This window comes from Hydrogenovibrio sp. (assembly GCF_965140365.1).
Classification (GTDB): Bacteria; Pseudomonadota; Gammaproteobacteria; order Thiomicrospirales; family Thiomicrospiraceae; genus Hydrogenovibrio.
Genome location: NZ_OZ223196.1, coordinates 2,305,120 through 2,327,575 on the forward strand (window position 1 = coordinate 2,305,120; position 22,456 = coordinate 2,327,575).

22 protein-coding genes and 1 riboswitch are annotated in these 22,456 nt (G+C 52.0%); of the genes, 15 read left to right on the top strand and 7 right to left on the bottom strand.

Annotated elements, in window-relative coordinates; translation table 11 throughout:
• Positions 1-81: 81 nt before the first annotated feature.
• From exbB to AC0KH7_RS10875, 3 genes are read left to right on the top strand one after another with little or no spacing between them, the layout of a single operon-like run.
• The gene (gene exbB / locus AC0KH7_RS10865) at positions 82-531 is read left to right on the top strand and encodes a TonB-system energizer ExbB (protein ID WP_472373329.1); all 450 of its coding nucleotides are present in this window, start codon (positions 82-84) and stop codon (positions 529-531) included.
• On the top strand, positions 528-917 hold the full coding sequence (locus AC0KH7_RS10870; RefSeq protein ID WP_472373331.1) for an ExbD/TolR family protein: 390 nt from the start codon (positions 528-530) through the stop codon (positions 915-917). Before exbB ends, AC0KH7_RS10870 begins: the two co-directional genes overlap by 4 nt.
• A gap of 9 nt (positions 918-926) precedes the next feature.
• Complete coding sequence (locus AC0KH7_RS10875; protein ID WP_472373332.1) at positions 927-1,757, top strand: energy transducer TonB; 831 nt, start codon at positions 927-929, stop codon at positions 1,755-1,757.
• 85 nt (positions 1,758-1,842) lie between these two features.
• Here the strand turns inward: AC0KH7_RS10875 and purU are convergent, their stop codons facing one another.
• Entirely contained in the window at positions 1,843-2,700 is an 858-nt protein-coding gene (purU, locus tag AC0KH7_RS10880) for a formyltetrahydrofolate deformylase (RefSeq protein ID WP_472373334.1), read from the bottom strand.
• Between the two features lie 280 nt (positions 2,701-2,980).
• On the opposite strand from purU, the gene xthA reads away from it, so the two are divergent.
• Together xthA and AC0KH7_RS10890 are read left to right on the top strand one after the other, a co-directional pair.
• Positions 2,981-3,802, top strand: a complete 822-nt coding sequence (xthA, locus tag AC0KH7_RS10885) for an exodeoxyribonuclease III (protein WP_472373336.1) — start codon at positions 2,981-2,983, stop codon at positions 3,800-3,802.
• Between the two features lie 45 nt (positions 3,803-3,847).
• The gene (locus tag AC0KH7_RS10890; RefSeq protein ID WP_472373337.1) at positions 3,848-4,540 is read left to right on the top strand and encodes an FAD-binding oxidoreductase; all 693 of its coding nucleotides are present in this window, start codon (positions 3,848-3,850) and stop codon (positions 4,538-4,540) included.
• 39 nt (positions 4,541-4,579) lie between these two features.
• On the opposite strand, the gene AC0KH7_RS10895 is transcribed toward AC0KH7_RS10890, so the two are convergent.
• The 5 genes from AC0KH7_RS10895 to rph all read right to left on the bottom strand — a co-directional run bounded on the left by AC0KH7_RS10895 (position 4,580) and on the right by rph (position 8,757).
• Positions 4,580-5,005 (bottom strand): hypothetical protein, encoded by a 426-nt coding sequence (locus AC0KH7_RS10895; protein ID WP_472373339.1) that lies wholly within the window; start codon positions 5,003-5,005, stop codon positions 4,580-4,582.
• A gap of 14 nt (positions 5,006-5,019) precedes the next feature.
• Positions 5,020-5,430, bottom strand: a complete 411-nt coding sequence (locus AC0KH7_RS10900; RefSeq protein ID WP_051673452.1) for a P-II family nitrogen regulator — start codon at positions 5,428-5,430, stop codon at positions 5,020-5,022.
• A 1-nt stretch (position 5,431) separates the two neighbouring features.
• A complete protein-coding gene (locus tag AC0KH7_RS10905; protein WP_472373340.1) occupies positions 5,432-7,165 on the bottom strand; it encodes a DUF1538 domain-containing protein in 1,734 nt (577 codons plus the stop codon).
• 262 nt (positions 7,166-7,427) lie between these two features.
• Entirely contained in the window at positions 7,428-8,030 is a 603-nt protein-coding gene (rdgB, locus tag AC0KH7_RS10910; RefSeq protein ID WP_472373800.1) for an RdgB/HAM1 family non-canonical purine NTP pyrophosphatase, read from the bottom strand.
• A 7-nt stretch (positions 8,031-8,037) separates the two neighbouring features.
• On the bottom strand, positions 8,038-8,757 hold the full coding sequence (gene rph, locus AC0KH7_RS10915; protein WP_472373342.1) for a ribonuclease PH: 720 nt from the start codon (positions 8,755-8,757) through the stop codon (positions 8,038-8,040).
• A 163-nt stretch (positions 8,758-8,920) separates the two neighbouring features.
• Between rph and AC0KH7_RS10920 the strand changes: the two genes are divergently transcribed.
• The 7 genes from AC0KH7_RS10920 to AC0KH7_RS10950 all read left to right on the top strand — a co-directional run bounded on the left by AC0KH7_RS10920 (position 8,921) and on the right by AC0KH7_RS10950 (position 16,240).
• On the top strand, positions 8,921-9,778 hold the full coding sequence (locus AC0KH7_RS10920) for a YicC/YloC family endoribonuclease (protein ID WP_472373344.1): 858 nt from the start codon (positions 8,921-8,923) through the stop codon (positions 9,776-9,778).
• Positions 9,779-9,799: 21 nt separating this feature from the next.
• Positions 9,800-10,435, top strand: a complete 636-nt coding sequence (locus AC0KH7_RS10925) for a MarC family protein (protein WP_472373346.1) — start codon at positions 9,800-9,802, stop codon at positions 10,433-10,435.
• A 171-nt stretch (positions 10,436-10,606) separates the two neighbouring features.
• The gene (locus AC0KH7_RS10930; protein ID WP_029939033.1) at positions 10,607-10,816 is read left to right on the top strand and encodes a hypothetical protein; all 210 of its coding nucleotides are present in this window, start codon (positions 10,607-10,609) and stop codon (positions 10,814-10,816) included.
• Positions 10,817-11,069: 253 nt separating this feature from the next.
• Positions 11,070-13,487 (top strand): penicillin-binding protein 1A, encoded by a 2,418-nt coding sequence (locus AC0KH7_RS10935; RefSeq protein ID WP_472373348.1) that lies wholly within the window; start codon positions 11,070-11,072, stop codon positions 13,485-13,487.
• 41 nt (positions 13,488-13,528) lie between these two features.
• The gene (locus AC0KH7_RS10940; RefSeq protein WP_472373349.1) at positions 13,529-14,401 is read left to right on the top strand and encodes a fructosamine kinase family protein; all 873 of its coding nucleotides are present in this window, start codon (positions 13,529-13,531) and stop codon (positions 14,399-14,401) included.
• A gap of 406 nt (positions 14,402-14,807) precedes the next feature.
• Complete coding sequence (adk, locus tag AC0KH7_RS10945) at positions 14,808-15,455, top strand: adenylate kinase (protein WP_472373351.1); 648 nt, start codon at positions 14,808-14,810, stop codon at positions 15,453-15,455.
• A gap of 176 nt (positions 15,456-15,631) precedes the next feature.
• A complete protein-coding gene (locus tag AC0KH7_RS10950) occupies positions 15,632-16,240 on the top strand; it encodes an FMN-dependent NADH-azoreductase (protein WP_472373353.1) in 609 nt (202 codons plus the stop codon).
• A 70-nt stretch (positions 16,241-16,310) separates the two neighbouring features.
• Here AC0KH7_RS10950 and mgtE read toward each other — a convergent pair whose 3' ends face one another.
• A complete protein-coding gene (gene mgtE / locus AC0KH7_RS10955; RefSeq protein WP_472373355.1) occupies positions 16,311-17,672 on the bottom strand; it encodes a magnesium transporter in 1,362 nt (453 codons plus the stop codon).
• Positions 17,673-17,990: 318 nt separating this feature from the next.
• Between mgtE and rimK the strand changes: the two genes are divergently transcribed.
• From rimK to AC0KH7_RS10970, 3 genes are all read left to right on the top strand, one after another.
• Positions 17,991-18,896 (top strand): 30S ribosomal protein S6--L-glutamate ligase, encoded by a 906-nt coding sequence (gene rimK, locus AC0KH7_RS10960; RefSeq protein WP_472373357.1) that lies wholly within the window; start codon positions 17,991-17,993, stop codon positions 18,894-18,896.
• Between the two features lie 27 nt (positions 18,897-18,923).
• Complete coding sequence (locus tag AC0KH7_RS10965) at positions 18,924-19,991, top strand: succinylglutamate desuccinylase/aspartoacylase family protein (RefSeq protein WP_472373359.1); 1,068 nt, start codon at positions 18,924-18,926, stop codon at positions 19,989-19,991.
• A gap of 144 nt (positions 19,992-20,135) precedes the next feature.
• A riboswitch (TPP riboswitch) is annotated at positions 20,136-20,239 on the top strand.
• Positions 20,240-20,309: 70 nt separating this feature from the next.
• Positions 20,310-22,436: a TonB-dependent receptor gene (locus AC0KH7_RS10970; protein WP_472373361.1), complete on the top strand. Its 2,127-nt coding sequence runs from the start codon at positions 20,310-20,312 to the stop codon at positions 22,434-22,436.
• Positions 22,437-22,456 lie beyond the last annotated feature (20 nt).

Below are 22,456 nucleotides of genomic sequence, written 5' to 3' on the forward strand. Positions count from 1 at the left end.
TATTTTACCAACTAAAGCCTGTAAACGAATCAGGCCGACCGATATTGGGCGCTCTTCGGCCAACTTGGACACTGAATTGATATGGACATTTTAAAACTTTACCTCGACATAACGGTTTTCAGCCTTCTGGGTGTAATGGCGTTCATTGCCACCTGGTTCACACTGGAACGTCTGCTCACTTACCGCAAAGTCGATGTAACCGCTTACAAGCATATTGATTTACTGACCGTCGACCTGACCCGCAACCTGACAATGATTTCCACCGTGGGCGCCAACGCGCCTTACGTCGGTTTGTTGGGCACGGTGCTGGGCATTCTGGTGACGTTTTACGAGCTGGGCATGTCCGGCACCATGAACACCAGCGACATTATGGTCGGCTTGGCACTGGCCCTGAAAGCCACCGCCGGCGGTATTGCCCTGGCGATTCCGAGCATTATTGCCTATAACCTGTTAATGCGCCGCGTTGAAGTCTTTCAAGCCGAATACCGCGCTTACGAAGCGTTGAATCAAACCGGAGCGACGCGCGAATGAAACGGTTCGACGAAATCAATGTCATTCCGCTGATTGATGTCATGCTGGTGCTACTGGCCGTGGTGCTGACCTCGGCCAGTTTTATCGTGCAGGACTCGCTGAACATCAAACTGCCGGAAACCGAAAGCACCGCGGAATACGTGCCGCCAAAAGAAAAAGTGGTTAACTTTGCCATCGACGCGGAAGGCCACTTGTTTATGGATGAAAAACCGACCGAATACCCGGCGCTACCGACAATTCTCAAACCGATGAACCCGAAAACCCCGCTGGTCATTAAAGTGGACGACAAAGCCGAATTCGGTCGTTTTATCCAATTGGTGGACGCCCTGAAAGCCCATAACCTGACCAATCTGACGTTTTTAACCGAAAAAGCGCAGAGCGAATAGGAGGTCAAAATGCCAAAACGCAGTCATACATCACTGAAAGCTTTTGTACTCACCCTGTTTTTATACAGCTCGGCGATTTTAGCCGCCGTCTGGCAACTTGATGCCCTGACGTACAGTGAAAAAACACCCAACGTGCGTGAGCTGCCTATCAATATCAGCATGTATCAAACACCCACACCGGTCAAACCGGTTAAGGCCGTTGAACCGCCGAAACCCAAACCGCCTGAGCCGATCGAGGAAACCGTGACCGAACCGGAACCGGTGGCCGAAATTCCGAAACCGACACCCAAGCCGGTGACGAAACCAAAACCGGTCAAGCAGCCGAAGCCGGAACCGAAAAAAGTGGTGAAAAAAGAAGTTAAGAAGGTCGTTAAAAAGCCGGTCGAAAAACCGAAAAAAGTCGTCAAAAAAACGCCGACCAAACCGGTTAAAAAAGTTGCCAAAGTCACAACGCCTAAAGTGGTCGAGCCGCAACCGGTGGAAAAAACCATTACCGAACAGCCAACGCCACCGACTTACAGCGCCTCGCAAGTCGCCGATGCCGAAGACCGCTATCTCTCGGAGCTGAGTCGCACCTTGGCACAACTGGCGCAAGACAGTTATCCAAGACGCGCCAAACGCCGTCATTGGGAAGGTGAAGTGGTGTTGAAGTTCGTGCTTTACCGTAATGGCGACATCAAACACCTTCAAATTGTCGATGGCGATCGTCGCACCGTTTTGAACGACGCGGCCGTCGGCATCATTAAAGACAGAATGGGCATGCGCTTCAAGCCCTTCTATAAAGAAATCGAGCGCAATCAATGGCACTTAACCGTGCCGGTCAATTTCTCATTGAACTGATTGAAGAGCAAACAAGAAGAAAGTGAGCGCCGTATCGATTACGGCGCCAAATGATGTGAACTCACGAGCCTAACGCAACGGCGAATTAGGCGCTGAACACCACCGTTTTGTTGCCGTGAATCAACACGCGATCTTCCAGGTGATAACGCAAACCGCGTGACAACACGGTTTTTTCGACATCGCGGCCAAGACGGCGCATATCATCAATGCTGTGCGAATGACTGACGCGAATCACGTCCTGCTCGATAATCGGCCCGGCATCCAGTTCCTCGGTCACATAATGGCAGGTCGCACCAATCAATTTCACGCCCCGCTCATAAGCTTGGTGATACGGTTTGGCGCCCACAAAGGACGGTAAAAAGCTGTGGTGAATATTAATGACCTTACCGGCGTAATCCACGCACATTTGCGGCGGCAGAATCTGCATATAACGCGCCAACACGATAACATCGGCATTGTGTTGCGCCACCAGCGCCTGCGACTGGGCAAAGGCTTGCGGTTTGTTGTCCGGCGTCACCGGGACATGATGGAACGGAATATCATACCATTCCACCATGCGGCGTAAGTCATCGTGATTGGCAATAACGCAAGCCACCTCGCCCGGCAAATCACCTTCGTGCCAGCGGTACAACAAGTCCGCCAGACAGTGGGATTCCTTGGACGCGAACAGCGCGATGCGCTTCGGCTTGTCGGAATCGGTGACCTGCCAATCCATTTGAAAACGTTCCGCAATGGCGGCGAACTTCGCTTTAAAGCCTTCCAAGTCGTTGTTTAGGGAATCCGCCAGAATTTCGTGGCGCATAAAAAACCACTTGTTCATGGCATCGGTATGATGATTGGCTTCCACAATGGAACCGCCTTCGTCGGCGATAAACCCAGCCACGCTGGCGACGATGCCAACCTGATCCGGGCAGGAAATGATTAAACGAAACACACGACTCATTCGCTTGACGCTCTCTTAATTCGTTAACTGGTTAAAAAGAAAAGGTATTTTAGCAGAAGCGCCGCCCGACGGCACGAAAACAGAAACTATTCTCAAATCGGCCAGGCCTGGGCGTTTCGTGGTTTCGGGTTTTTCACCTCAATTCAGGGCTTGGGTATGGGGGTTTGAATCCCTTTCTGTTATACTTTTGTACCATTAAATTTATTTATCGGGCACCTCGATTCGCACAAACCGGGGTGCCGACCATTTTGCTAAACTTACCCGAACGGGCCGAAATTTTATGAAAATCGTTTCCTTTAATGTCAACAGCGTACGGATGCGCCTGCATCAACTTCAAACTTTAACCGATCAATATGCGCCGGATATCATCGGGTTGCAGGAAACCAAGGTCCAAGACCATGAATTTCCGATTAAAGACATTGAAGCCATGGGGTATCAAGCCATCTTTATGGGGCAAAAAACGCATTATGGCGTGGCGTTGCTGTTCAAAAACAACCTGACATTAAAAGACCGTCAATTCGGCTGGGACCACGATGGCGACGATGCCCAAAAGCGCATGATTATCGGCGATTTCGTCGATGCCGACGGCCATGAAGTCCGCGTTATCAACGGTTACTTCCCGCAAGGCGAAAACCGCAAGCATCCGACGAAATTTCCGGCCAAGGAAGCCTTTTATCAGGACTTGATGCAATACTTGAACGAAAAGTGCTCCCCGGAACAGAACCTCATCGTGATGGGCGATTTCAATATCTCGCCGGAAGACAAAGACATCGGCATCGGTGAACCCAACCGTAAACGTTGGTTGCGGGACGGCAAAACCAGCTTCCTGCCCGAAGAACGTGAATGGTGGGGCACCCTCATCAACTGGGGGCTGAAAGACACCTTCCGTCAAATCCATCCGGACGAAGACCGCATTTTCAGCTGGTTTGACTACCGCTCCAAAGGATTTGCCGACGACCCGAAACGCGGACTGCGCATCGACACCCTATTGGCGACCAAACCGTTGGCGGCAAAAGCCACCGACAGCGGTGTCGCTTACGACATCCGCGCCATGGAAAAGCCCTCCGATCACGCGCCGGTCTGGACCGACTTTCAATTTTAAGTCTGTCGTACCGAAACACTTCCATCAGGAATATTAGGAAATACCATGCCGAATACCGAAATGCAGCCCATGACCCTCGTTGAAAAGCACTTATTGAACGACACCACGCTGCTGATGAAGCTCAAGCCATCCAAAACCTTTGATTATCAAAGCGGGCAATACGTCATGCTGGGTTTAACCCCAACGGAGCTCAAACCCTTTTCCATCGCGTCTGCACCGAAAGACGACGGCTTGATTGAACTGCACATCCGCAATCAAGATAATTCCGAATGGATGCAGGATTTGTTCGGCCTGGATACCGGCGTAACTCTTTACATCCAAGGCCCGAACGACCAGTATCACTTGGATGCTCCAGAGGTGCTTGCCGACAAACAGCGTACCATTTTCGTGGCCGGCGGCACCGGTTTTGCACCGATGTTTGCGTTATTGGAAAGCTTGCTGGAACGCGGCCATGACCGACCGATTGAATTCTATTGGGGCGCTCAAATCCAAGCGGATCTTTACCGCGATGCGGAAATGAAAGCCTTGGCCGAACGCCACCCATCTCTTCATTACATCACCGTTTTGTCAGGGCAGGTGGATGAAAGCGCTCCGGAAAAACTGGTGCACCATCAAGTATTGAACGATTTCCCGGACTTGAGTGACGCCCGAGTGTACCTTTGCGGCCCTTGGCCGATGCAGGAAGCCGCCAAAGCGGATTTCATCGCCGCCGGTTTGCCCGCCGATGCCTTTAACTGATTCGGCCAAACCAGCGTAAGTTTCTTTAGGGCGCCTCTATTAATCGCTGGCCAGTTTTTTCAGCGCTTCAATTTGCGCCTCGTCAAAGCCTTCCGGCCACTTCTCGGGGTGTTCCAAATCTTTAAGGTGCACCCCTTCTTCCGGCAGCTTTGGTAACTCGAAATGCGTCACCCAAGGCACATTATGTTGATACATATACGCGCCTTCCGTGGTATCAACCGCTGATAAATGATACAGGTGTTCAAACACTTCATCGGCGTATTGCGGCGCAACGATGACGCGCAACATGTCCATTTCCTGCCAATCCGTTTCCGACAACAGCGAATGCTGGTTACGGATCGACACATACTCCGTCGCCAGAATATGGTCCTTTTGATACAGGTCGTCCAAAATGGCTTTGGAGTGCCCGCGCGCCAACACACACACAATGGATTTGGCCTGTAAACAACGGTCTTGATTCAGCACAATCGCGTCTCCGTTTATTGCTCAGGCATGGCGATGGTGGTCGCGGCGGTTTTCAAAGCGCGCTCTTTTTCAATACGTTCGATGATGTTCGGCGGAATGTAAGCGGCGGCTTTTTCCAAGGGCGTGACGAACATAATGCCCATGCCCGGTGTATCCAGCTGACCGGCAATAAACATCTCGGCAAAGACTTCTTCTTCCTGCTGTTTGGACACCATGATTTGAATGACTTCTTTCTCCGCTTCCACGGTAATGCTTAACAGCCCCAGACGTTCGCGCACCCCCGCGCCGCGGCCGTAATGGATGGAGGCACCCTGCGCGCCAGCGGCTCTGGCCGCCGCGACGATGGCATCGCCCTTACCGCGCGGCACCATACAGGTAATCAGCGACACATCGGTCAAAATCGTCATTTCTTTCTGTAACTTCATCTCAAGGCTCCTTACCCGCTTCCATCGCCGCGTTCAAGGCCGCTTTTTCCTGGCGAATGCAACGAAACTTAATCCACAATCCAGTTAATAACACTGAAATAATCGGCCCGATAGAGGCCATCGACAGTATGCCGAACCCTTCGACCACCCCGACCGCTTGACCCAAGCCAAGTCCCATTGCCAGCACCAGCGGCACCGTCACCGGCCCGGTGGTCACTCCGGCGCTGTCCCAGGCAACGTTCACAAATTCTTCGGACGACAACACCGTCAGCACCAACGCCAACAAATAAGCCGGAATCAGCAACCAGGCCAGCGACCAGTCAAAAATGATTTTCGACACCCCGACCGCGATGCCGACCCCCACCCCAAACGATACCGCCATCATCAGGGTTTGTTTTTTAAACGCGCCATTGGTCAGGCGCTCTACCGTCATGCCCAACGCATTCAGGGCCGGTTCGGCCAAGGTCGCACCAAAGCCGAGTGCAAACGCAAATAACACCGTAATGGCAATACCCATACTGAACCAATACAGCGGCGATTCTTTAATGGATTCAATTCCGGTAAAGGCACCGGGAATCATTTCACCGGCCTGCCCGCCTAGCTTGGCCAACCCGTAGGTCAACCCGAGGTTGAAAATGATCATGCCCACCACGGAAAACACCAGCCCCAGTATGACGACCTGTGCATTCTGCAAGCGATCCCGCAACAAAAACACCAGCACCAGCCCTAAAAACAAAACCAAAGGCACGATGGCGCGAATCCCGGCAATGATTTCCACATAAGGCGTGGTTTCATACCAGAAAGACGGTGCTTTACTGATAAAGTGCGTCATCGCTTCAATTTCCGCCACCGACACCGTGCTGTGGATGTAAATGGCCAGCAACTGCACCCCCATAATCGGAAACAGGGACGCCAGGGTCACAATCCCAAAACCGGACAACGATTGGTTGCCGCTGCCCGCCGCCGAGGCAATGCCAATGCCCAGCGCCAACACCAGCGGCACCGTGACCGGTCCGGTGGTGACGGCACCACTGTCCCACGCCAACCCAATCAAATGCACCAGTTCGGGGTGTTGCACACTGTAAAGCGTAATCAGCAACGTCGGAATCACCGTCAGGAAAATCAGCGGTTTCAGGCTCCAGTCGTAAATAAACCGTAAAGTACCGAGTACGGCCGCCAAGCCGACGCCGCCGCCGACCACCAGCACCAACATCCCCGGCCAGTGATTCAGCAGGGCGTACAAATAGGGTGCGCCGCGCGGATCGACATTGGCACCGGCGGCCTTCAAAGCGCCGATGGCCGGTTCGGCAAACGTCACGCCAATGCCCAGCAGAAAGGCAATCAACAGCACCACCGGCAAGGTCGATTTTTGCGGTAACTTATTACCGATCACCTCCCCGAATGGCATCAATCCAAGTCGCAACCCTTCCATAAAAAACATCAACCCGAAAATCACCGCCAACATGCCGCCGAGAATAATGGACGCATCCACCACAGGCTGTCGCAGAATCAGAATTTGAAACAGCGCCAGATAAATCGTCAAGGGCATCACAGCCTTTAACTGCTCAAAGACCTTGGATTGCAGATAAGGTCGCAACAAACGATACGCATCGACCGGTTTGATTTGGAATTTTTGATACGCCGCTTCAGGCGAATGGGTCAGTTCGTTGTAGGTAATGACTTTGGTGTTGAAACGTTCGTGTTGAACAATGTCGTGAAACGGGACCTTTTTCATGGGTCGAGAGTGCCTTAAGGGTTATTTTTATTGGGTTTTTAATGATTGATTAAAATGAATATTAAAACTTAATAATAGGTTGTTTTTATTATTTAAAATGCTGTTCATACCGGGTTATGCATAATGCTTGCAATCTTAGCAGGGAAATTTGCAAAGATAAACCAATCTAAACCGCTTCGCACTGACCACTTGCGACATCTGCAAAACGGCCAGGCCTTTATACCCTTCAGGGTGTGGCGGTTGTGCCTCTCGACATTTCCGGTTACAGCGTTTTCAGCTGCTCAACCAGAGCCTGCACCGCTTTCGCACGATGGCTGACCTGATTTTTTACCGCTTTCGGCAGCTCCGCCACCGCACAGTCATGAGACGCCATCCAAATCAACGGGTCATAACCAAAGCCGCCGTCGCCACGCGGTTCGGTCAAGACCTCACCACACCACTGCCCCAGGCCGATAACCGGCACCGGGTCTTCGCTGTGACGCACAAACGCCATGGCGCAGTAATAGCAGGCCTGGCGGTTTTCCACATCCGCCATTTCGTCCAGCAATTTCTGGTTATTCAAAGCATCGGAGGCTGGGTGGCCGTGGTACCCTTCTGCATAACGCGCCGAGTAAATCCCCGGCCGTCCTTGCAAGGCATCCACTTCCAGACCAGAGTCGTCGGCGATGGCCGGTAAGCCGGTTTTCGCGCTGGCAAAACGGGCTTTGATAATGGCGTTTTCAATAAAACTCAAACCGTCTTCCACCGCTTCTTCGGCGAAGAATTCCGATTGCGCACGCACCTGACACCCCAACGGGGCCAGGAGTTCGCGCATTTCCGTCAACTTACCGGCGTTGCCGGTCGCCAGTACCAGTTCGCGCGGCATCGTCATCTCAAACGCCCGCCAGCATGTTTTTCTGCAAACCGATCAGTTCCTGAATGCCTTTTTGCCCCAAAGCAATCATCGCATTCATTTCGTCCAACGAGTAAGGTTCCGCTTCCGCCGTGCCTTGTACTTCGATAAAACGACCGTCTTCGGTCATCACCAGGTTCATATCGGTTTCGGCATTGGAATCTTCCGCATAATCCAAATCCAGCACCGGCGTGCCTTGATAAATGCCGACCGAAACCGAACCGACATGATGCAGAATCGGGCTTTCCGTCAAAGTGCCTTTGGCGATCAAACGCTCCACCGCCAAAGCCAAGGCCGCAAAACCGCCGGTAATGGAAGCAGTGCGCGTGCCGCCATCGGCTTGGATCACATCGCAATCCACCACAATGGTTCTTTCGCCCAGTTTTTTCATGTCCACACCGGCGCGCAATGAACGGCCAATCAAACGCTGAATTTCCACCGTGCGCCCGCCTTGTTTACCGGCGTTGGCCTCACGGCGCATTCGGCTGTCGGTCGAACGCGGCAACATACCGTATTCCGCGGTAATCCACCCTTGGCTCTGGCCTTTCAGAAACGGCGGCACCTTTTCTTCCACGGTGGCATTGCAAATCACTTTGGTTTCGCCAAACTCAATCAACACGGACCCTTCCGCATGCTTGGTAAAATCTTTGGTCAAGGTCACGGGTCTTAATTGATCGGTCTCTCTGCCACTTGGTCTCATAGTCTTTCCTTCCTTTCGATGTTGCCTCGACAATTAAAACCGCCGATGGCCTGCAAAACGTGCCATAAATCTTTAAAATGGTGGCAATTATACCAATCCCAATCCGTGTACCGTCAAAAAATCCGGACCGGACGACTCGGCACATGGCCATAAGGATACACACATGAAAAGTATGACCGCCTTTTTCATTCATCCACAGTCATTCGACTGGGGGTCACTGCGTTGGGAGATGCGCTCCGTCAATCATCGCTACCTGGAATTGCACTTTAAATTGCCTGACGCCGCCAAATCGTTAGAGCCCGCTATTCGGGAAGCCGTTAAACCGTTTTTGGCGCGCGGCAAGGTGGAGCTGCAATTGCAGTTGTCCCAAACGCCCACTCTTGAGGACTTCACCGTCAACCAGTCCATGCTCGCTGGCCTGACCGACGCCATCAACCAGATTCAAACCGCTCTGCCGGAAGCCACGCAGGTCAACCCGGTGGAATTGCTGAAATGGCCAGGCCTGGTGGAAACCGACTCGAACAACACCCTTCACGCCGACAACATTCTCGCCGCCCTCAACAATGGTTTGAGCGAATTCGACCAGATTCGGCAGCGCGAAGGCGACGCCTTGAGCCAAGTGATTGACCAAAAAGTGCAGGCCATCCGCGGGCACGTCGCTCAGGCACGCCAGCTTTTACCGGACATTCGCCAGCACTACGCCGACCAACTGAAACAACGCATCGCCGACCACACCGACGCACTGGACGAAGGACGTTTTCACCAGGAAATCGCCATTCAAGCCCAGAAGATGGATGTCGCCGAAGAGCTGGACCGTTTGGAAACCCACTTGAATGAAGTGGAACGATTACGGCATGAGCCCGGACTTATCGGGCGGCGACTGGACTTTTTAATGCAGGAACTGAACCGCGAAGCCAACACGCTCGGCGCCAAATCCATCGACAGCCGAACCGCCCAAATTGGCGTAGAACTGAAAGTATTGATTGAACAGATTCGCGAACAAGTCCAAAATGTCGAATAACCACCTCATCGAGCCAACACTATGCATGATTTGATACAGCAGTTCATTATCCTTTGGGCCGTCATTGACCCGATTGGCACCATTCCGGTCTTCCTCGCGGTCGCGGCGGGTTACACCGCCGTTCAGCAACGCAAACTGGCGCTCTTCGCCATCGTTACCTCTGCCGGCGTATTGCTGTTTTTCATCATTGCCGGTCAATTGCTGCTGGAATCGATGAACATTGCCTTGTCGGCCTTTCAAATCGCCGGCGGTATCGTATTGTTTTTATTCGCGTTGACGATGATTTTCGGCGACAGCAAACCCCAGGAAGAAAAAGAATTGCTCGCCCAACAAGAGGCCCGTTCAGGCTCGCCGGTCAATCACGCCATTTTTCCGCTGGCCATTCCATCCATCGCGTCACCGGGCGCCATGATGGCGGTGGTCATGCTCACCGACAATCACCGTTTTGAAGTTATGGAACAGGGCGTCACCACCGGTTTGATGTTATTGGTGTTGCTCATTACGTTTGTGCTGCTGCTGGGTGCCACCTTTATCCACCGCTTGATTGGCGACGCCGGTGCCAGCGTCATCAGCCGGGTCATGGGGTTGATTCTCGCCGCCGTCGCCACCAACAGCATTTTGGAAGGCATTAAAACCTATTTTGCGCTAAGTATATGAAACCGTGCGGGATACTGAAGCTACAAGCCTTGTCGACCCGCCCAAAAAAACTTTTGCAGCCATAAGGATTCTTTCTTGACCTCAATCAAGATTTTTATTTGAAATTTGCCCTTAACGCCAGTATAGTTCGAAACTGTTGTAAGGATTCACAACTCATCTGAGGAATAAGAAATGAGCAATTTAATGAAAATGATCGGCGTCCTTTTGATCACTGTGGTCATCCCTCTCGCCGTTTTACTAGGTATCTGGGCCGGCTATTTGCCACAGTCCCTACAAGTCGGCATCGGCATGTTCGGCGTTGTGGCTGCGATTGTGACGATTGTTGTCGGTAATCTATACTTGATCTACAGCGACATCAAAACCAAGCGTTACTCGAAATAATTTCGTTTTCATTTCGCTGATTTAAAAAGCCCGGCCATTTGCCGGGCTTTTTGTTTTCGTCCACCTTTACCAATAATCCCGTCTTTTGTATCGATTTGATTTCCCGTATAATTCGCGTAATGGCCTTCACCCGCCAACCATTCATCCGCGTTCAACAAAATATCAAGACTTCGACGCTCGATACGATATATAAAGTACATGAAACATAGCAGAACCCGGTTGATAACCCCCAATTTTTACATAAGACACCATAATGAACGACGAGACACAAAACAGCACACCTGAACAAGAGCCCGAACAGGCTCCGAAAAAAAAGCGTAAGCATTTCAAGCGTTTTTTCTGGATTTCCACTTTTTTGGGTGCCATCGTCGCCCCACTCGTCGCCGTGATTGTTTATGCCGTGACCATCTATCCGACCCTGCCCGACGCCTCCGCGCTGAAAGAAGTGACCTATCAAGTTCCCTTAAAAATCGTCACGCGTGACGGACAACTGATCAGTGAAATCGGTACCAAAAAACGCATTCCATTGGATTACTCCGAAATTCCGGAACGTATGACACAAGCGATTATTTCGTCGGAAGATGAAAACTTCTTCGAGCACGGCGGCGTGGACTTCAAAGGCTTGGCGCGTGCCGCCTACGAGCTGATTACCACCGGCAGCAAACAATCCGGCGGTTCCACCATCACCATGCAGGTGGCCCGTAACTTCTTCCTGAGTAAAAAGAAAACCTACCTGCGTAAATTCAACGAAATCGTGCTGTCCTATAAAATCGAACACCAGATCTCCAAGCAGGAAATTCTGGCGATTTATCTGAATAAAATTTTCCTTGGCTACCGCTCTTACGGCGTGGCCGCCGCGGCACAAACCTATTACGGCAAACCCATCAATCAACTGTCGCTGGACGAATACGCCATGATTGCCGGCTTGCCGAAGGCACCGTCCCGCTACAACCCGATTTATAACCCGGAAAGAGCTAAACTGCGCCGTAACTACGTTTTGCGCCGCATGTACGAAAACCATTACATCACCGAAGAACAGATGAAACAAGCTCAGGCCGTGCCGGTGCATGCCAGACTGACCGGTGCCCGCATTGATATTGAAGCCGGTTACGTGGCGGAAATGGCGCGCAGCTTCGCCATCGACAACTTCGGGGAAGACGCGCTGAAAAACGGTTTGACCATTGTGACCACCATCGACAGCCAATTGCAGAACACCGCTAATATTTCTGTCCGAAACGGCTTGCAGGATTACGAACGTCGCCACGGTTATCGCGGCCCAATCAAACACGTCGCGCCGACCTTATTGACCGACAAGGAACAGTTACTGGAAACCCTCGACCCAATCCAGAAGTTCGGTTATCTGGAAACCGGCGTGGTGCTTCGGGTCACCCAAAACACCGCCGACGTGTTGATTTCCAACGGCGAAGAAACCCAGTTGAAACTGGAAAACATGTTGTGGGCGGCACCTTACATCGATGTCAACAAAACCGGCTCCGAACCACAATCCGTCGCCGATGTGTTGAAACGCGGCGATGTGATTTATCTGCAAAAACTCGACGGCCAATGGCGTTTGGCGCAAGACCCGAAAACCGAAGCCGCCTTGGTGTCGGTTGACCCAAGCAACGGCCGCATCATTTCATTAGTCGGCGGGTTTGATTATTTCCGCAGCAAATTCAACCGCGTCATCCAGGCAGTGCGTCAGGTCGGTTCCAATGTGAAACCCTTCCTCTACTCCGCCGGTTTGAACAAAGGCCTGACCGCCGCTACCATCATCAACGATGCGCCGGTGGTCTTCCACGACCGCGCGTTGGAAGACACCTGGCGTCCGGAAAACTACTCCGGGCGTTTCTATGGCCCGACCCGTTTGAGAATGGCACTGGCCCATTCTCGAAACCTGGTTTCGATTCGACTTTTACAGCAAATCGGCATTCGTTACGCGGTCAATTATCTGGAACGCTTCGGCTTTCCGCCTGACCAATTAAATGCCCATCGTGACCTGTCACTGGCACTTGGCTCCGTCCAACTCACGCCGTTGCAAGTCGTACGCGGCTACGCTACCTTTGCCAACACCGGTTATTTAATCGAGCCGTACCTGATTGAATCGGTGCAAGATTTCAGCGGCCAGACCATCTACCAGGCCCAACCACAACGCGCCTGTAACGCTCAATGTGTGGAAGACGACCCGCAAAATGCGCCGCGCGTCATCACCCCGCAAAATGCCTACATCATGACGTCGATGATGCAGGACGTCATCAATCACGGGTCGGGGCGCAAGGCCAAAGTATTACAGCGTAACGACATCGCCGGGAAAACCGGCACCACCAATGATCAAAAAGACGCCTGGTTCTCTGGCTTTAATCCGGACATCGCCACCACCGTCTGGGTCGGCTTCGACACCCCGACCACACTGGGACGTTCCGAAGTCGGCGGCCGCGCGGCCTTGCCGATTTGGATCGATTATATGCGCGAAGCCTTAAAGCCTTACCCAAATGCCCCTTTCGGCTTACCGGAAGGCTTAGTGAATGTGCCGATTGACCGTTCAACCGGCCTGGCGGTTCCGGCGGATACTCCGGGTGCGTTCTTTGAAATTTTCCGCGAGCAGAATGCGCCGGAAATTCCCGACATCTCCGAGACCAAAATGGAGCAAATCACCCAGGAACTGTTCGACTGATCGGTCACAGTTCCGACCGCACATTCAGCAAAGGAGTGACTATGAACTGGCAAGCCCTTTCCGAATCCATCGCCCTGAGCACCGGGCGTCCGTTCGACATCGAAAGCGCCGCACCGGTCTCGGGCGGTGACATCCATCATTCCTACCATCTGCACACCGCGCAAGGCGAGTTTTTTCTCAAGACCAACCTCGACCACCTGTCGCACTTGTTTGAAACCGAGGCCAACAGCCTCAATGCCTTGGCAAACACCCTGAGCGTACGAGTTCCGAAAGTAATCGCCACCGGCATCGAAAACGGCCAGGCCTGGCTGGTTTTGGAATATCTGCCACTGACGTCACGTGGCGACGACGAACAGCGCGGCAAAGACTTGGCCTTACTGCACCACCAAGTCAACCCAGACAAGCGGTTCGGTTGGCCGGAAGACAACTACATCGGTCATACCGTGCAACCTAATACCTGGTCCGAAGACTGGGTGACGTTTTACGGGCAACAACGACTGGCACACCAGCTCACCCTGGCGCACGAGCAAGGCGCGTCCGATAGTCTGGTGGAACAAGGACACGCCTTAATTGAAGTCTTGCCAAAGTTTTTCGACGACTACCAACCGGAAGCCTCGCCCTTGCACGGCGACCTCTGGGGCGGCAACAGCGCCTTTACCACTGACGGCGAGGCGGTGTTTTTCGACCCGGCCAGTTACTACGGCGACCGCGAAGCCGATTTGGCGATGACCGAACTGTTCGGCGGTTTTTCACCCGAATTCTATGCCGGTTATAACAGCGTTTTCCCGCTGGATAAAGGCTATGTCAAGCGTAAAGAGCTTTATAACCTCTACCATGTGTTAAACCATTTCACACTGTTCGGCGGCGGTTATCAACAACAGGCCGACCGAATGATTCAAAGCCTTTTAAAATGACCCTCTAAAGTGAGCCTCTTCATCGGTGAACGGGGATGTTGACTCTCCATCTGCTCGGTCCAGAATTAATGGAGGTTCCCTTGTTCAATTTGATAAAATAGCCGCCACTGACATCGGGCACCTCGAATACCCTCCAGTGAGATTCTGCGGGACTAAAAGGCCGCTTATTCTAGGCGCGGCTCGCCGACCTTAGTCACTCTAAGGTCAAGAGTCGTAACAACGAAGAAGCGGCCTTTTAGCCTCGCCCGAAGGGGCTTAGCCAAGTTCGTCAGCTCGGCGTTATGACGCTTTGAAATGTCTAGACATTCCTGCAGCGCCATGCCTTGACCTGACAAACTTGGCGTTGCCAGAATCCACTGGGGGGTATTCGAGGTGCCCTATCTACAACCTAAAGCGAGAACTGATTATGAAATTTATTCTTCTGGGCGCTCCCGGCGCCGGAAAAGGGACGCAAGCCCAATTCCTGACCAAAAAATTCGATATTCCGCAAATCTCCACCGGCGACATGTTGCGCGCCGCCATCAAGGCCGAAACCCCGCTTGGAAAACAAGCCAAGGAATTCATGGATGCCGGCAAACTGGTCACGGACGAAATCATCATCGGTCTGGTCAAAGACCGCATTGCCGAGCCGGATTGTGCCAACGGCTTTCTATTGGACGGTTTCCCAAGAACGGTGCCGCAAGCGGATGCATTGAAAGCCGCCGGTGTCGACATCGACGCCATTATTGAAATCGATGTGCCGGATTCCGAAATCGTCAACCGCATGGCCGGCCGCCGTGTGCACCCGGCATCCGGCCGCACCTACCACCTGACCTACAACCCGCCGAAAGAGGAAGGCAAGGACGACGAAACCGGTGAAGACTTGATTCAGCGCGACGACGACAAAGCCGAAGTGGTACTGGATCGTTTGAAGGTGTATCACGAACAGACGGCGCCTTTAATCGGTTACTACACCGATGAATCGGCCAAAAACCCGGCATTGAAATACATCAAAGTCGACGGCACGCAAGCCATCGACCAAGTGGAAAATGCTATTCTGTCCGGTTTGAAATAAACCGGCACGACTTTTCGCCCGGTCGCATCTGTGACTGGGCCGCCCGCTCTTCTCCCGCTCTATTGTTGCTATAAAAGCAACAGTTATTTGCTTTATCGCTGGTTTATTCACATTTTGTTTCTTTATACACTGTCATCAGAATATGCAATGAACGCTACGTTTCAGGAGAAACCACTATGACCCGCTTACTTCGTATTGACAGCAGCGCCTTATCCCAAGGCTCTCATTCCAAAGCACTGGCCGATTATTTCCTATCGAAATGGCAAAGCCAGAACCATAACGCTGACATCCAAACAGTCGACTTGGCCGCCACGCCACCGCCGCACATAGACCAGGCGATGATCGGTGCCATGTACACGATGCCGGCTGAACGCGACGACGCACAAAAACGCGCTTTAACCCTATCCGAACAATACGTGGCGCAAGTCCGCGCCGCAGACACCATCGTACTGACCAGCCCGATGTACAACTTCGCCATTCCATCCACTTTAAAGGCGTATTTAGATCACATTCTACGTGTGGGCGAAACTTTCCAGTACGGTGAAAATGGTCCGGAAGGCTTACTGAAAGGGAAAAAAGCTTATGTCTTCATCGCATCCGGCGGGGATTACACGCAACCGCCAATGGACGCGCTGAATTTCGTCAAGCCTTACTTGAAAACCGCCTTGAATTTCATCGGCATCGAAGACATCACCTTTATCGAAGCCGCCGGCATGGGCATGGGGGAAGACGCCGTTGCCAAGTCCATCGACGCCGCCAAAGCGCAAATCGATTCTTTGTTGTAATCGCGCTCTTCAATCCGTGATGACAGAAACGCCCAGGCCTGGGCGTTTTGGGAATTCGGTTTGCAACCCTTTAATGCAGAATCAGCACCGTTGCCAAACCGAGGAAGGACAAAAAGCCGACCACATCCGTGACCGTGGTGAGAATCACCGCGCCGGATAAGGCCGGGTCGATTTTCATGCGTTTCAATATCAACGGAATGGCGATGCCCGACACGTTGGCGACGGTCATATTGATGACAATGGCCAACGTAATGACCAAGCTCACAATCCAGTTATCAAACCATAACTGAGCAATCACGCCCACGACCAACGCCCAGACCAGGCCGTTCAACACCCCGACCCAAAGTTCTTTATTGAACAACCACCAACGGTTATTCCCCCCGACCTGCCCCATGGCCAAGCCGCGAATAATCACGGTCAATGTCTGACTGCCGGCAATGCCGCCCATGCTCGCCACCACCGGCATCAACACCGCCAGCGCCACCACCTGCGACAACACCGCTTCAAACTGACCAATTACATACGCGGCCAAAAACGCCGTCGCCAAATTGATTCCCAGCCAAACACCCCGGCTTTTGGCACTGGTCATGACCGGCGCAAACAACTCTTCATCATCTCTGACCCCGGACATCCCCAATAACGTGCTATCTGCATCCTCACGGGTGATTTCCATAATATGTTCGATATTTAACTGCCCAACCAGCAAACCATCCGCATTCACCACCGGTGCAAATCGCAATTCCTTGGAACGCAACACCACCGCCGCATCGTGTATGTCCATTTCATCCAACAACGAAATCGACTGATGCATGAACTCCGAAACCTGCGCTTCCTGATTGTTTTTGACCAAATCCACCAGGCTCAAGGAACCGACCAGACGGTTTTCCTTATCCGTCACCATGAACTCCTGAGAACGCTCGTCCAACAGCCCTTTGATGCGAATATAACGTTGCACGGTTTCCAAGGTCACGTCTTCTTTGACGTTAACGGTATTCGGATCCATATAACGGCCCACCGAATCATCGCCATAAGCGTGCAACACCTGTACTTGTTCGCGGGTACTGTCGTCCAGATTGTCAATGACCGCTTCTTTGACCGACTCTTCGACCGTATCGAGAATCTCGGCAATGTCCTGCGCATCCAGGTCTTTGGTCAAATCGGAAACCACTTCGGCTTCCATATCGGACATTAATGTCGCCCGAACGTCTTCACCGACTTCGGCCAACACTTCGCCTTTCAATTCATCCGGAACACATATCCAAATCCGCTCACGGGCATTGGCGGGAAAAGATTCCAGCAAATGGGCGATTTCAATATCACTCTGCTCATCAAAGAACTCACAGACTTTGTCCTGATCGCCTTCGCTTAACAAGGCTTGAAGTTCGAGCAATTTTTCGTCGGAATTTGAAGGTTTTTCGTCGCTGGCCGTCATGAGGTCATTTTCTTTATGCAAGTATATTGAAACAAGGTTATCGGTTTTAACAACGCTGGGTGCGCGCCGCTCTCTTTATACCTTAAAAGCCCCCGAAACTAAAGCCGTAATCATCAATTATTGATTCATATCCGCCTCATTCAAAGCGTAAAAAAAGAGTATGAATTGCATCCTATTTGGCATAGAATCCATTTAGAAGGTGTCTTCCAGTTCACACTCAAAAACTCGCTATCGAATTCGGGCTTAAACGACCAATGCCGAGTTCGAACGCCCTTAAAACACGTCCATTGCAACACCGTACGACGGAAAGGTTTGCTTATGAAAATTGCCATTCTATCGCGCAACGCTAAACTCTACTCCACCCGCCGCTTAATTGAAGCCGCTGAAGAGCAAGGTCACGAAGTGCGTGTCATCGACGCTTTGCGATGCTATATGAATATTTCATCAAACCACCCGCAAGTCCATTACAAAGGCGAGATACTGGAAGGGTTTGACGCCATTATTCCCCGCATCGGGGCCTCCGTGACCTTTTACGGTACCGCGGTTTTACGCCAATTTGAAATGATGGGCGTTTACCCGTTAAACGAATCGGTAGCCATTTCCCGTTCGCGCGACAAACTGCGCAGTTTGCAACTGTTGTCGCGCCGTGGTGTTGGCCTGCCGGTCACGGGTTTTGCCCATTCGCCGGACGACGTCAATGACCTGTTGCAAACCGTTGGTGGTGCGCCGGTGGTCATCAAACTGCTCGAAGGTACCCAAGGGGTCGGCGTGGTGCTGGCCGATACCCACTCCGCCGCCGAGTCGGTCATTCAGGCCTTTAACGGCTTGAAAGCCAACATCCTGGTCCAGGAATTCATCAAAGAAGCGCGCGGCGCGGATTTACGCTGTTTCGTCATCGGCGGAAAAGTCGTCGCCGCCATGAAACGCCAGGCCAAAGACGGCGAGTTCCGTTCTAACTTGCATCAGGGGGGCAGCGCTTCGTTGGTACGCATCACCCCCGAAGAGCGCGCCACTGCGGTACGCGCGGCGAAAATCATGGGACTGAATGTCTGCGGCGTGGATTTATTGCGTTCCAACCACGGCCCGGTCGTGATGGAAGTCAATTCCTCGCCGGGCATCGAAGGCATTGAAACCGCTACGAATAAAAATGTTGCCGGGCAGATCATTGAATTCATCGAAAAAAATGCCAAACCGCACCATACCAAAACACGTGGCAAAGGCTAAACCCGCCGTCACCTTTGGGAAAACACCATGAAAAAACCGACCAATCATGCCATTACCATCGGGACAGAAACCATCCATCCCGGCGAGCGAAAAACCGTCGATTTACAAGTGGGCAAGCTCTATACCCACGGCGAACTGAATATGCCGGTACAGGTGATTAATGGAAAACGTAAAGGGCCAACCTTATTTATCAGTGCCGCCATTCACGGCGACGAACTCAATGGTGTGGAAATCATCCGCCGTTTGATGAAAGTCAAAGCGCTGCAACGCCTGAAAGGCACACTCATTGCCGTGCCCATCGTTAACCTCTACGGTTTCATCAACCAAAGTCGTTATCTACCGGACCGTCGCGATCTCAACCGGAGTTTTCCCGGCTCGTCAAAGGGGTCTTTAGCCGGGCGAATGGCCCACCTTTTTTTAAATGAAATCGTCGGCCAATGCTCGCACGGCATTGATCTCCATACCGGGGCCATCAACCGCACCAATTTGCCGCAGATTCGCGCAAATCTCGAAGACAACGAAACCTTGGCCATGGCCGAAGCCTTCGGAGCCCCACTGATGATGAACGCCAACCTGCGCGCGGGTTCCCTGCGGGCCTCTGCCGTGAAAAAGAACATCCCCATCCTACTGTATGAAGCGGGCGAAGCTCTTCGGTTTGACGAATTCGCCATTCGCGCCGGTGTCAAAGGCGTGCTGAACGTCATGAAACATCTGGGCATGATCGCCCCCAGCCGCACCCCGAAGAAACCGTCTAAAAGCCCGGTCATCGCCCGTTCCAGTTATTGGGTTCGCGCACCGCACAGCGGCATTTTCCGAGCCTTGGCCAACGACGGCGACCGAGTTCAGAAAGATCAAACCCTGCTCGGCGTCATTTCCGATCCTTTCGGCGAAGCCGAGTTCGAAGTTTACGCCAATGCCAGTGGCATCGTCATCGGCCAGATGGTCATGCCTTTAGTCAATGAAGGTGAAGCGCTTTTCCACATTGCGCAATTCGCGCGTACCGACATCGCCGAAGAACGGGTCGAGTCGTTTTCGGAAGAAATTTACGGCGACGAACGCCTGCCTTACGACTCCGACGATATTCCGTCGATTTAAACGAGTAACGTAACGGTTTCCAGGTTTCGGCCAGGCCTGGCCGAAATTCATGTCATATCAACAATTCAAATCCGAACGCTTTTGCTTTATAATCGCTCCTCACGTTTTTTAGAGAGGCGCTACCGTACGAACCAGCGTCTCTGAATTTATGCCGAGGGGTGGTCGAAAGGCCTGAGATCCTGCTGAAAGGGAACCCTTATAACCTGATCCAGTTAATACTGGCGTAGGAACAGGCTGCAACACTCGATCTTAGCCCCATCCCTGGCGAATGTCCGAATTGCATACCTGTCCTTTTTGGTGAACTGAAAAGGAAGCAACATGCACCTGAAATCCATTTTATCCGCCGTGATTCCGGCGTCATTCTTATCATTCGGTTTATGGCACTCGACACCGTCTCTGGCCGAGGAAACCACCAGCGACACCAAAACGGTCAAACTCAAGCCCGTCAAAATTGAAGCCGATTTTCGTGAAGCGAACATTCAACAAAGCACCTCCAGTGTCACCGTCGTCACCCCGGTTGAGATACAGGAACGCGATGCCCAAAACATTGAAGATGTGATTGGTTTAATGCCTAACGTCAACGCGGCGAGCGGCGGTGCAACGGCGCATTATTATCAGATTCGCGGCATCGGTGAGAGAGGCCAGTTTTCCACGCCACTGAATCCTTCTGTCGGTGTACTGGTCGATGACTTTGATTACAGCCGTATCGGCGCGGCCGCAACAATGTTTGACGTCAATCAAGTGGAAGTGTTGCGCGGCCCGCAAGGCACGCGTTTTGGTTCCGGAGCCTTGGCGGGCGTGATTCAAGTGCAAACCAATGAAGCGTCTCTCGAACCATCGGCCCGAGTCGAGGCCACGGTCGGTTCACACAATACCTATGCCGGTGGCGTGATGTTGAACGGCCCAATCGTCAAAGACAGATTGGCAGGCCGCTTGGCAATTTATCAATACAATTCCGACGGCTATATTGAAAACACCCACCTAGATAAAAAGAACACTCAAAAGCAAGATGAACTGACCGCGCGAGCCAATTTAAAATGGTATGCATCCGATGATCTGACGATTGATTTAAAGCTACTACACCTCAACTTAGACGATGGCTACGATGCTTTCAGTTTTACCAATGACAACAAAACCATCAGCGACCAACCGGGACAGGACAGCCTGAAATCCGATGGCATTGCCTTAAAAGCGGATTATGCGATGACCGATTCGGTCGATATGGTGGCCATTTTGACGCAAACCGACAGCACCAGCAAATACGGTTATGACGACGATTGGACCTATGTCGGCTTTGACCCTAACGGTTACTCCGCCTTTGATTTTTACAAACGTGATCGCAAAAACCAGTCATTGGAATTGCGCTTTATGTCCTCCGAAACCGGACGCATCTTCAATGGCACAACGGATTGGGTCGGGGGCATTTATTACCTGAAGCAAGACGAAAAACTTCACCGCACCTATCCGTATGTGACGGATCCGAGCGGCAAAGAATCCAGCGATTATAAAACCAATAATCTCGCGGCCTACGGTCAATTGGACTACCATCTGACAGCGAAAGCCACCTTGATTGCCGGATTGCGTATCGAACAATTTCAGGCCGATTATGACAACTCCTATGGTTTTTCCGACTCGACGGACGAAGTCTTATACGGCGGGAAATTAGGCGCGAGCTACCAGGTCACCCCAGAACACTTGACCTTTGTCACCTTATCCAGAGGCTATAAATCGGGCGGCGTGAACGACGATGCCAGCTTGCCGAAAGATAAAATCCCTTTTGATGCCGAATACTTATGGAACCTGGAAGCCGGTTTGAATTCTTCGATGCTGAATAACCGTTTGAATACGCGTTTGAACGTTTTCTACGGGTTACGTAAAGACCAACAAGTGAACAGTTCAACCCAGCAGGTCAACTCTCCGGCATTTACGATTTACATGGATAATGCCGCCGAAAGCACCTACTACGGTCTGGAAGGACAAGCGGATTGGTTGGCATTGGATCAGTTGCGATTGCTTGGAACCTTAGGGCTATTGCAAACCGAGTTTACCGATTACACCTACGTTGACCCGAATAATCCCGCCGACGACATCAATATGAACGGGCGAGCTCTGGCCCATGCCCCGGGTTACACTTTCAGCTTCGGCGGGGAAATCTACCTAACGGATAACTGGACCATAAGCGCCAACATCGAAGGGAAAGATGCCTTTTATTTCTCAGACAGCCATGACCAAAAATCCAAAGCCTATTCCCTGGTCAACAGCGCGGTGACTTATAACCGTAAAAACTGGACGGTCACCCTTTGGGGCAAAAACCTGGGCGATACTCAGTATGCAACACGCGGCTATTATTTCGGCATCGACCCGAGAACCAATTACAGCAAGGACCTGTATACCCAACAAGGTGCGCCAAGAACCTATGGGGTAACCGTCGCTTACGATTACTGAAGATAAAACCGCAGCGAAAC

What these genes read in the sequence shown, in the direction of transcription:
- exbB (WP_472373329.1), top strand. Translation starts at nt 82, where the DNA reads ATGGACATTTTAAAACTTTACCTCGACATAACGGTTTTCAGCCTTCTG.
- AC0KH7_RS10940 (WP_472373349.1), top strand. Translation starts at nt 13,529, where the DNA reads ATGAACTGGCAAGCCCTTTCCGAATCCATCGCCCTGAGCACCGGGCGT.
- AC0KH7_RS10965 (WP_472373359.1), top strand. Translation starts at nt 18,924, where the DNA reads ATGAAAAAACCGACCAATCATGCCATTACCATCGGGACAGAAACCATC.
- rph (WP_472373342.1), bottom strand. Translation starts at nt 8,757, where the DNA reads ATGAGACCAAGTGGCAGAGAGACCGATCAATTAAGACCCGTGACCTTG.
- rdgB (WP_472373800.1), bottom strand. Translation starts at nt 8,030, where the DNA reads ATGCCGCGCGAACTGGTACTGGCGACCGGCAACGCCGGTAAGTTGACG.
- AC0KH7_RS10970 (WP_472373361.1), top strand. Translation starts at nt 20,310, where the DNA reads ATGCACCTGAAATCCATTTTATCCGCCGTGATTCCGGCGTCATTCTTA.
- AC0KH7_RS10900 (WP_051673452.1), bottom strand. Translation starts at nt 5,430, where the DNA reads ATGAAGTTACAGAAAGAAATGACGATTTTGACCGATGTGTCGCTGATT.
- rimK (WP_472373357.1), top strand. Translation starts at nt 17,991, where the DNA reads ATGAAAATTGCCATTCTATCGCGCAACGCTAAACTCTACTCCACCCGC.
- AC0KH7_RS10875 (WP_472373332.1), top strand. Translation starts at nt 927, where the DNA reads ATGCCAAAACGCAGTCATACATCACTGAAAGCTTTTGTACTCACCCTG.
- adk (WP_472373351.1), top strand. Translation starts at nt 14,808, where the DNA reads ATGAAATTTATTCTTCTGGGCGCTCCCGGCGCCGGAAAAGGGACGCAA.
- AC0KH7_RS10890 (WP_472373337.1), top strand. Translation starts at nt 3,848, where the DNA reads ATGCCGAATACCGAAATGCAGCCCATGACCCTCGTTGAAAAGCACTTA.
- mgtE (WP_472373355.1), bottom strand. Translation starts at nt 17,672, where the DNA reads ATGACGGCCAGCGACGAAAAACCTTCAAATTCCGACGAAAAATTGCTC.
- AC0KH7_RS10905 (WP_472373340.1), bottom strand. Translation starts at nt 7,165, where the DNA reads ATGAAAAAGGTCCCGTTTCACGACATTGTTCAACACGAACGTTTCAAC.
- xthA (WP_472373336.1), top strand. Translation starts at nt 2,981, where the DNA reads ATGAAAATCGTTTCCTTTAATGTCAACAGCGTACGGATGCGCCTGCAT.
- purU (WP_472373334.1), bottom strand. Translation starts at nt 2,700, where the DNA reads ATGAGTCGTGTGTTTCGTTTAATCATTTCCTGCCCGGATCAGGTTGGC.
- AC0KH7_RS10870 (WP_472373331.1), top strand. Translation starts at nt 528, where the DNA reads ATGAAACGGTTCGACGAAATCAATGTCATTCCGCTGATTGATGTCATG.
- AC0KH7_RS10950 (WP_472373353.1), top strand. Translation starts at nt 15,632, where the DNA reads ATGACCCGCTTACTTCGTATTGACAGCAGCGCCTTATCCCAAGGCTCT.
- AC0KH7_RS10920 (WP_472373344.1), top strand. Translation starts at nt 8,921, where the DNA reads ATGAAAAGTATGACCGCCTTTTTCATTCATCCACAGTCATTCGACTGG.
- AC0KH7_RS10925 (WP_472373346.1), top strand. Translation starts at nt 9,800, where the DNA reads ATGCATGATTTGATACAGCAGTTCATTATCCTTTGGGCCGTCATTGAC.
- AC0KH7_RS10930 (WP_029939033.1), top strand. Translation starts at nt 10,607, where the DNA reads ATGAGCAATTTAATGAAAATGATCGGCGTCCTTTTGATCACTGTGGTC.
- AC0KH7_RS10935 (WP_472373348.1), top strand. Translation starts at nt 11,070, where the DNA reads ATGAACGACGAGACACAAAACAGCACACCTGAACAAGAGCCCGAACAG.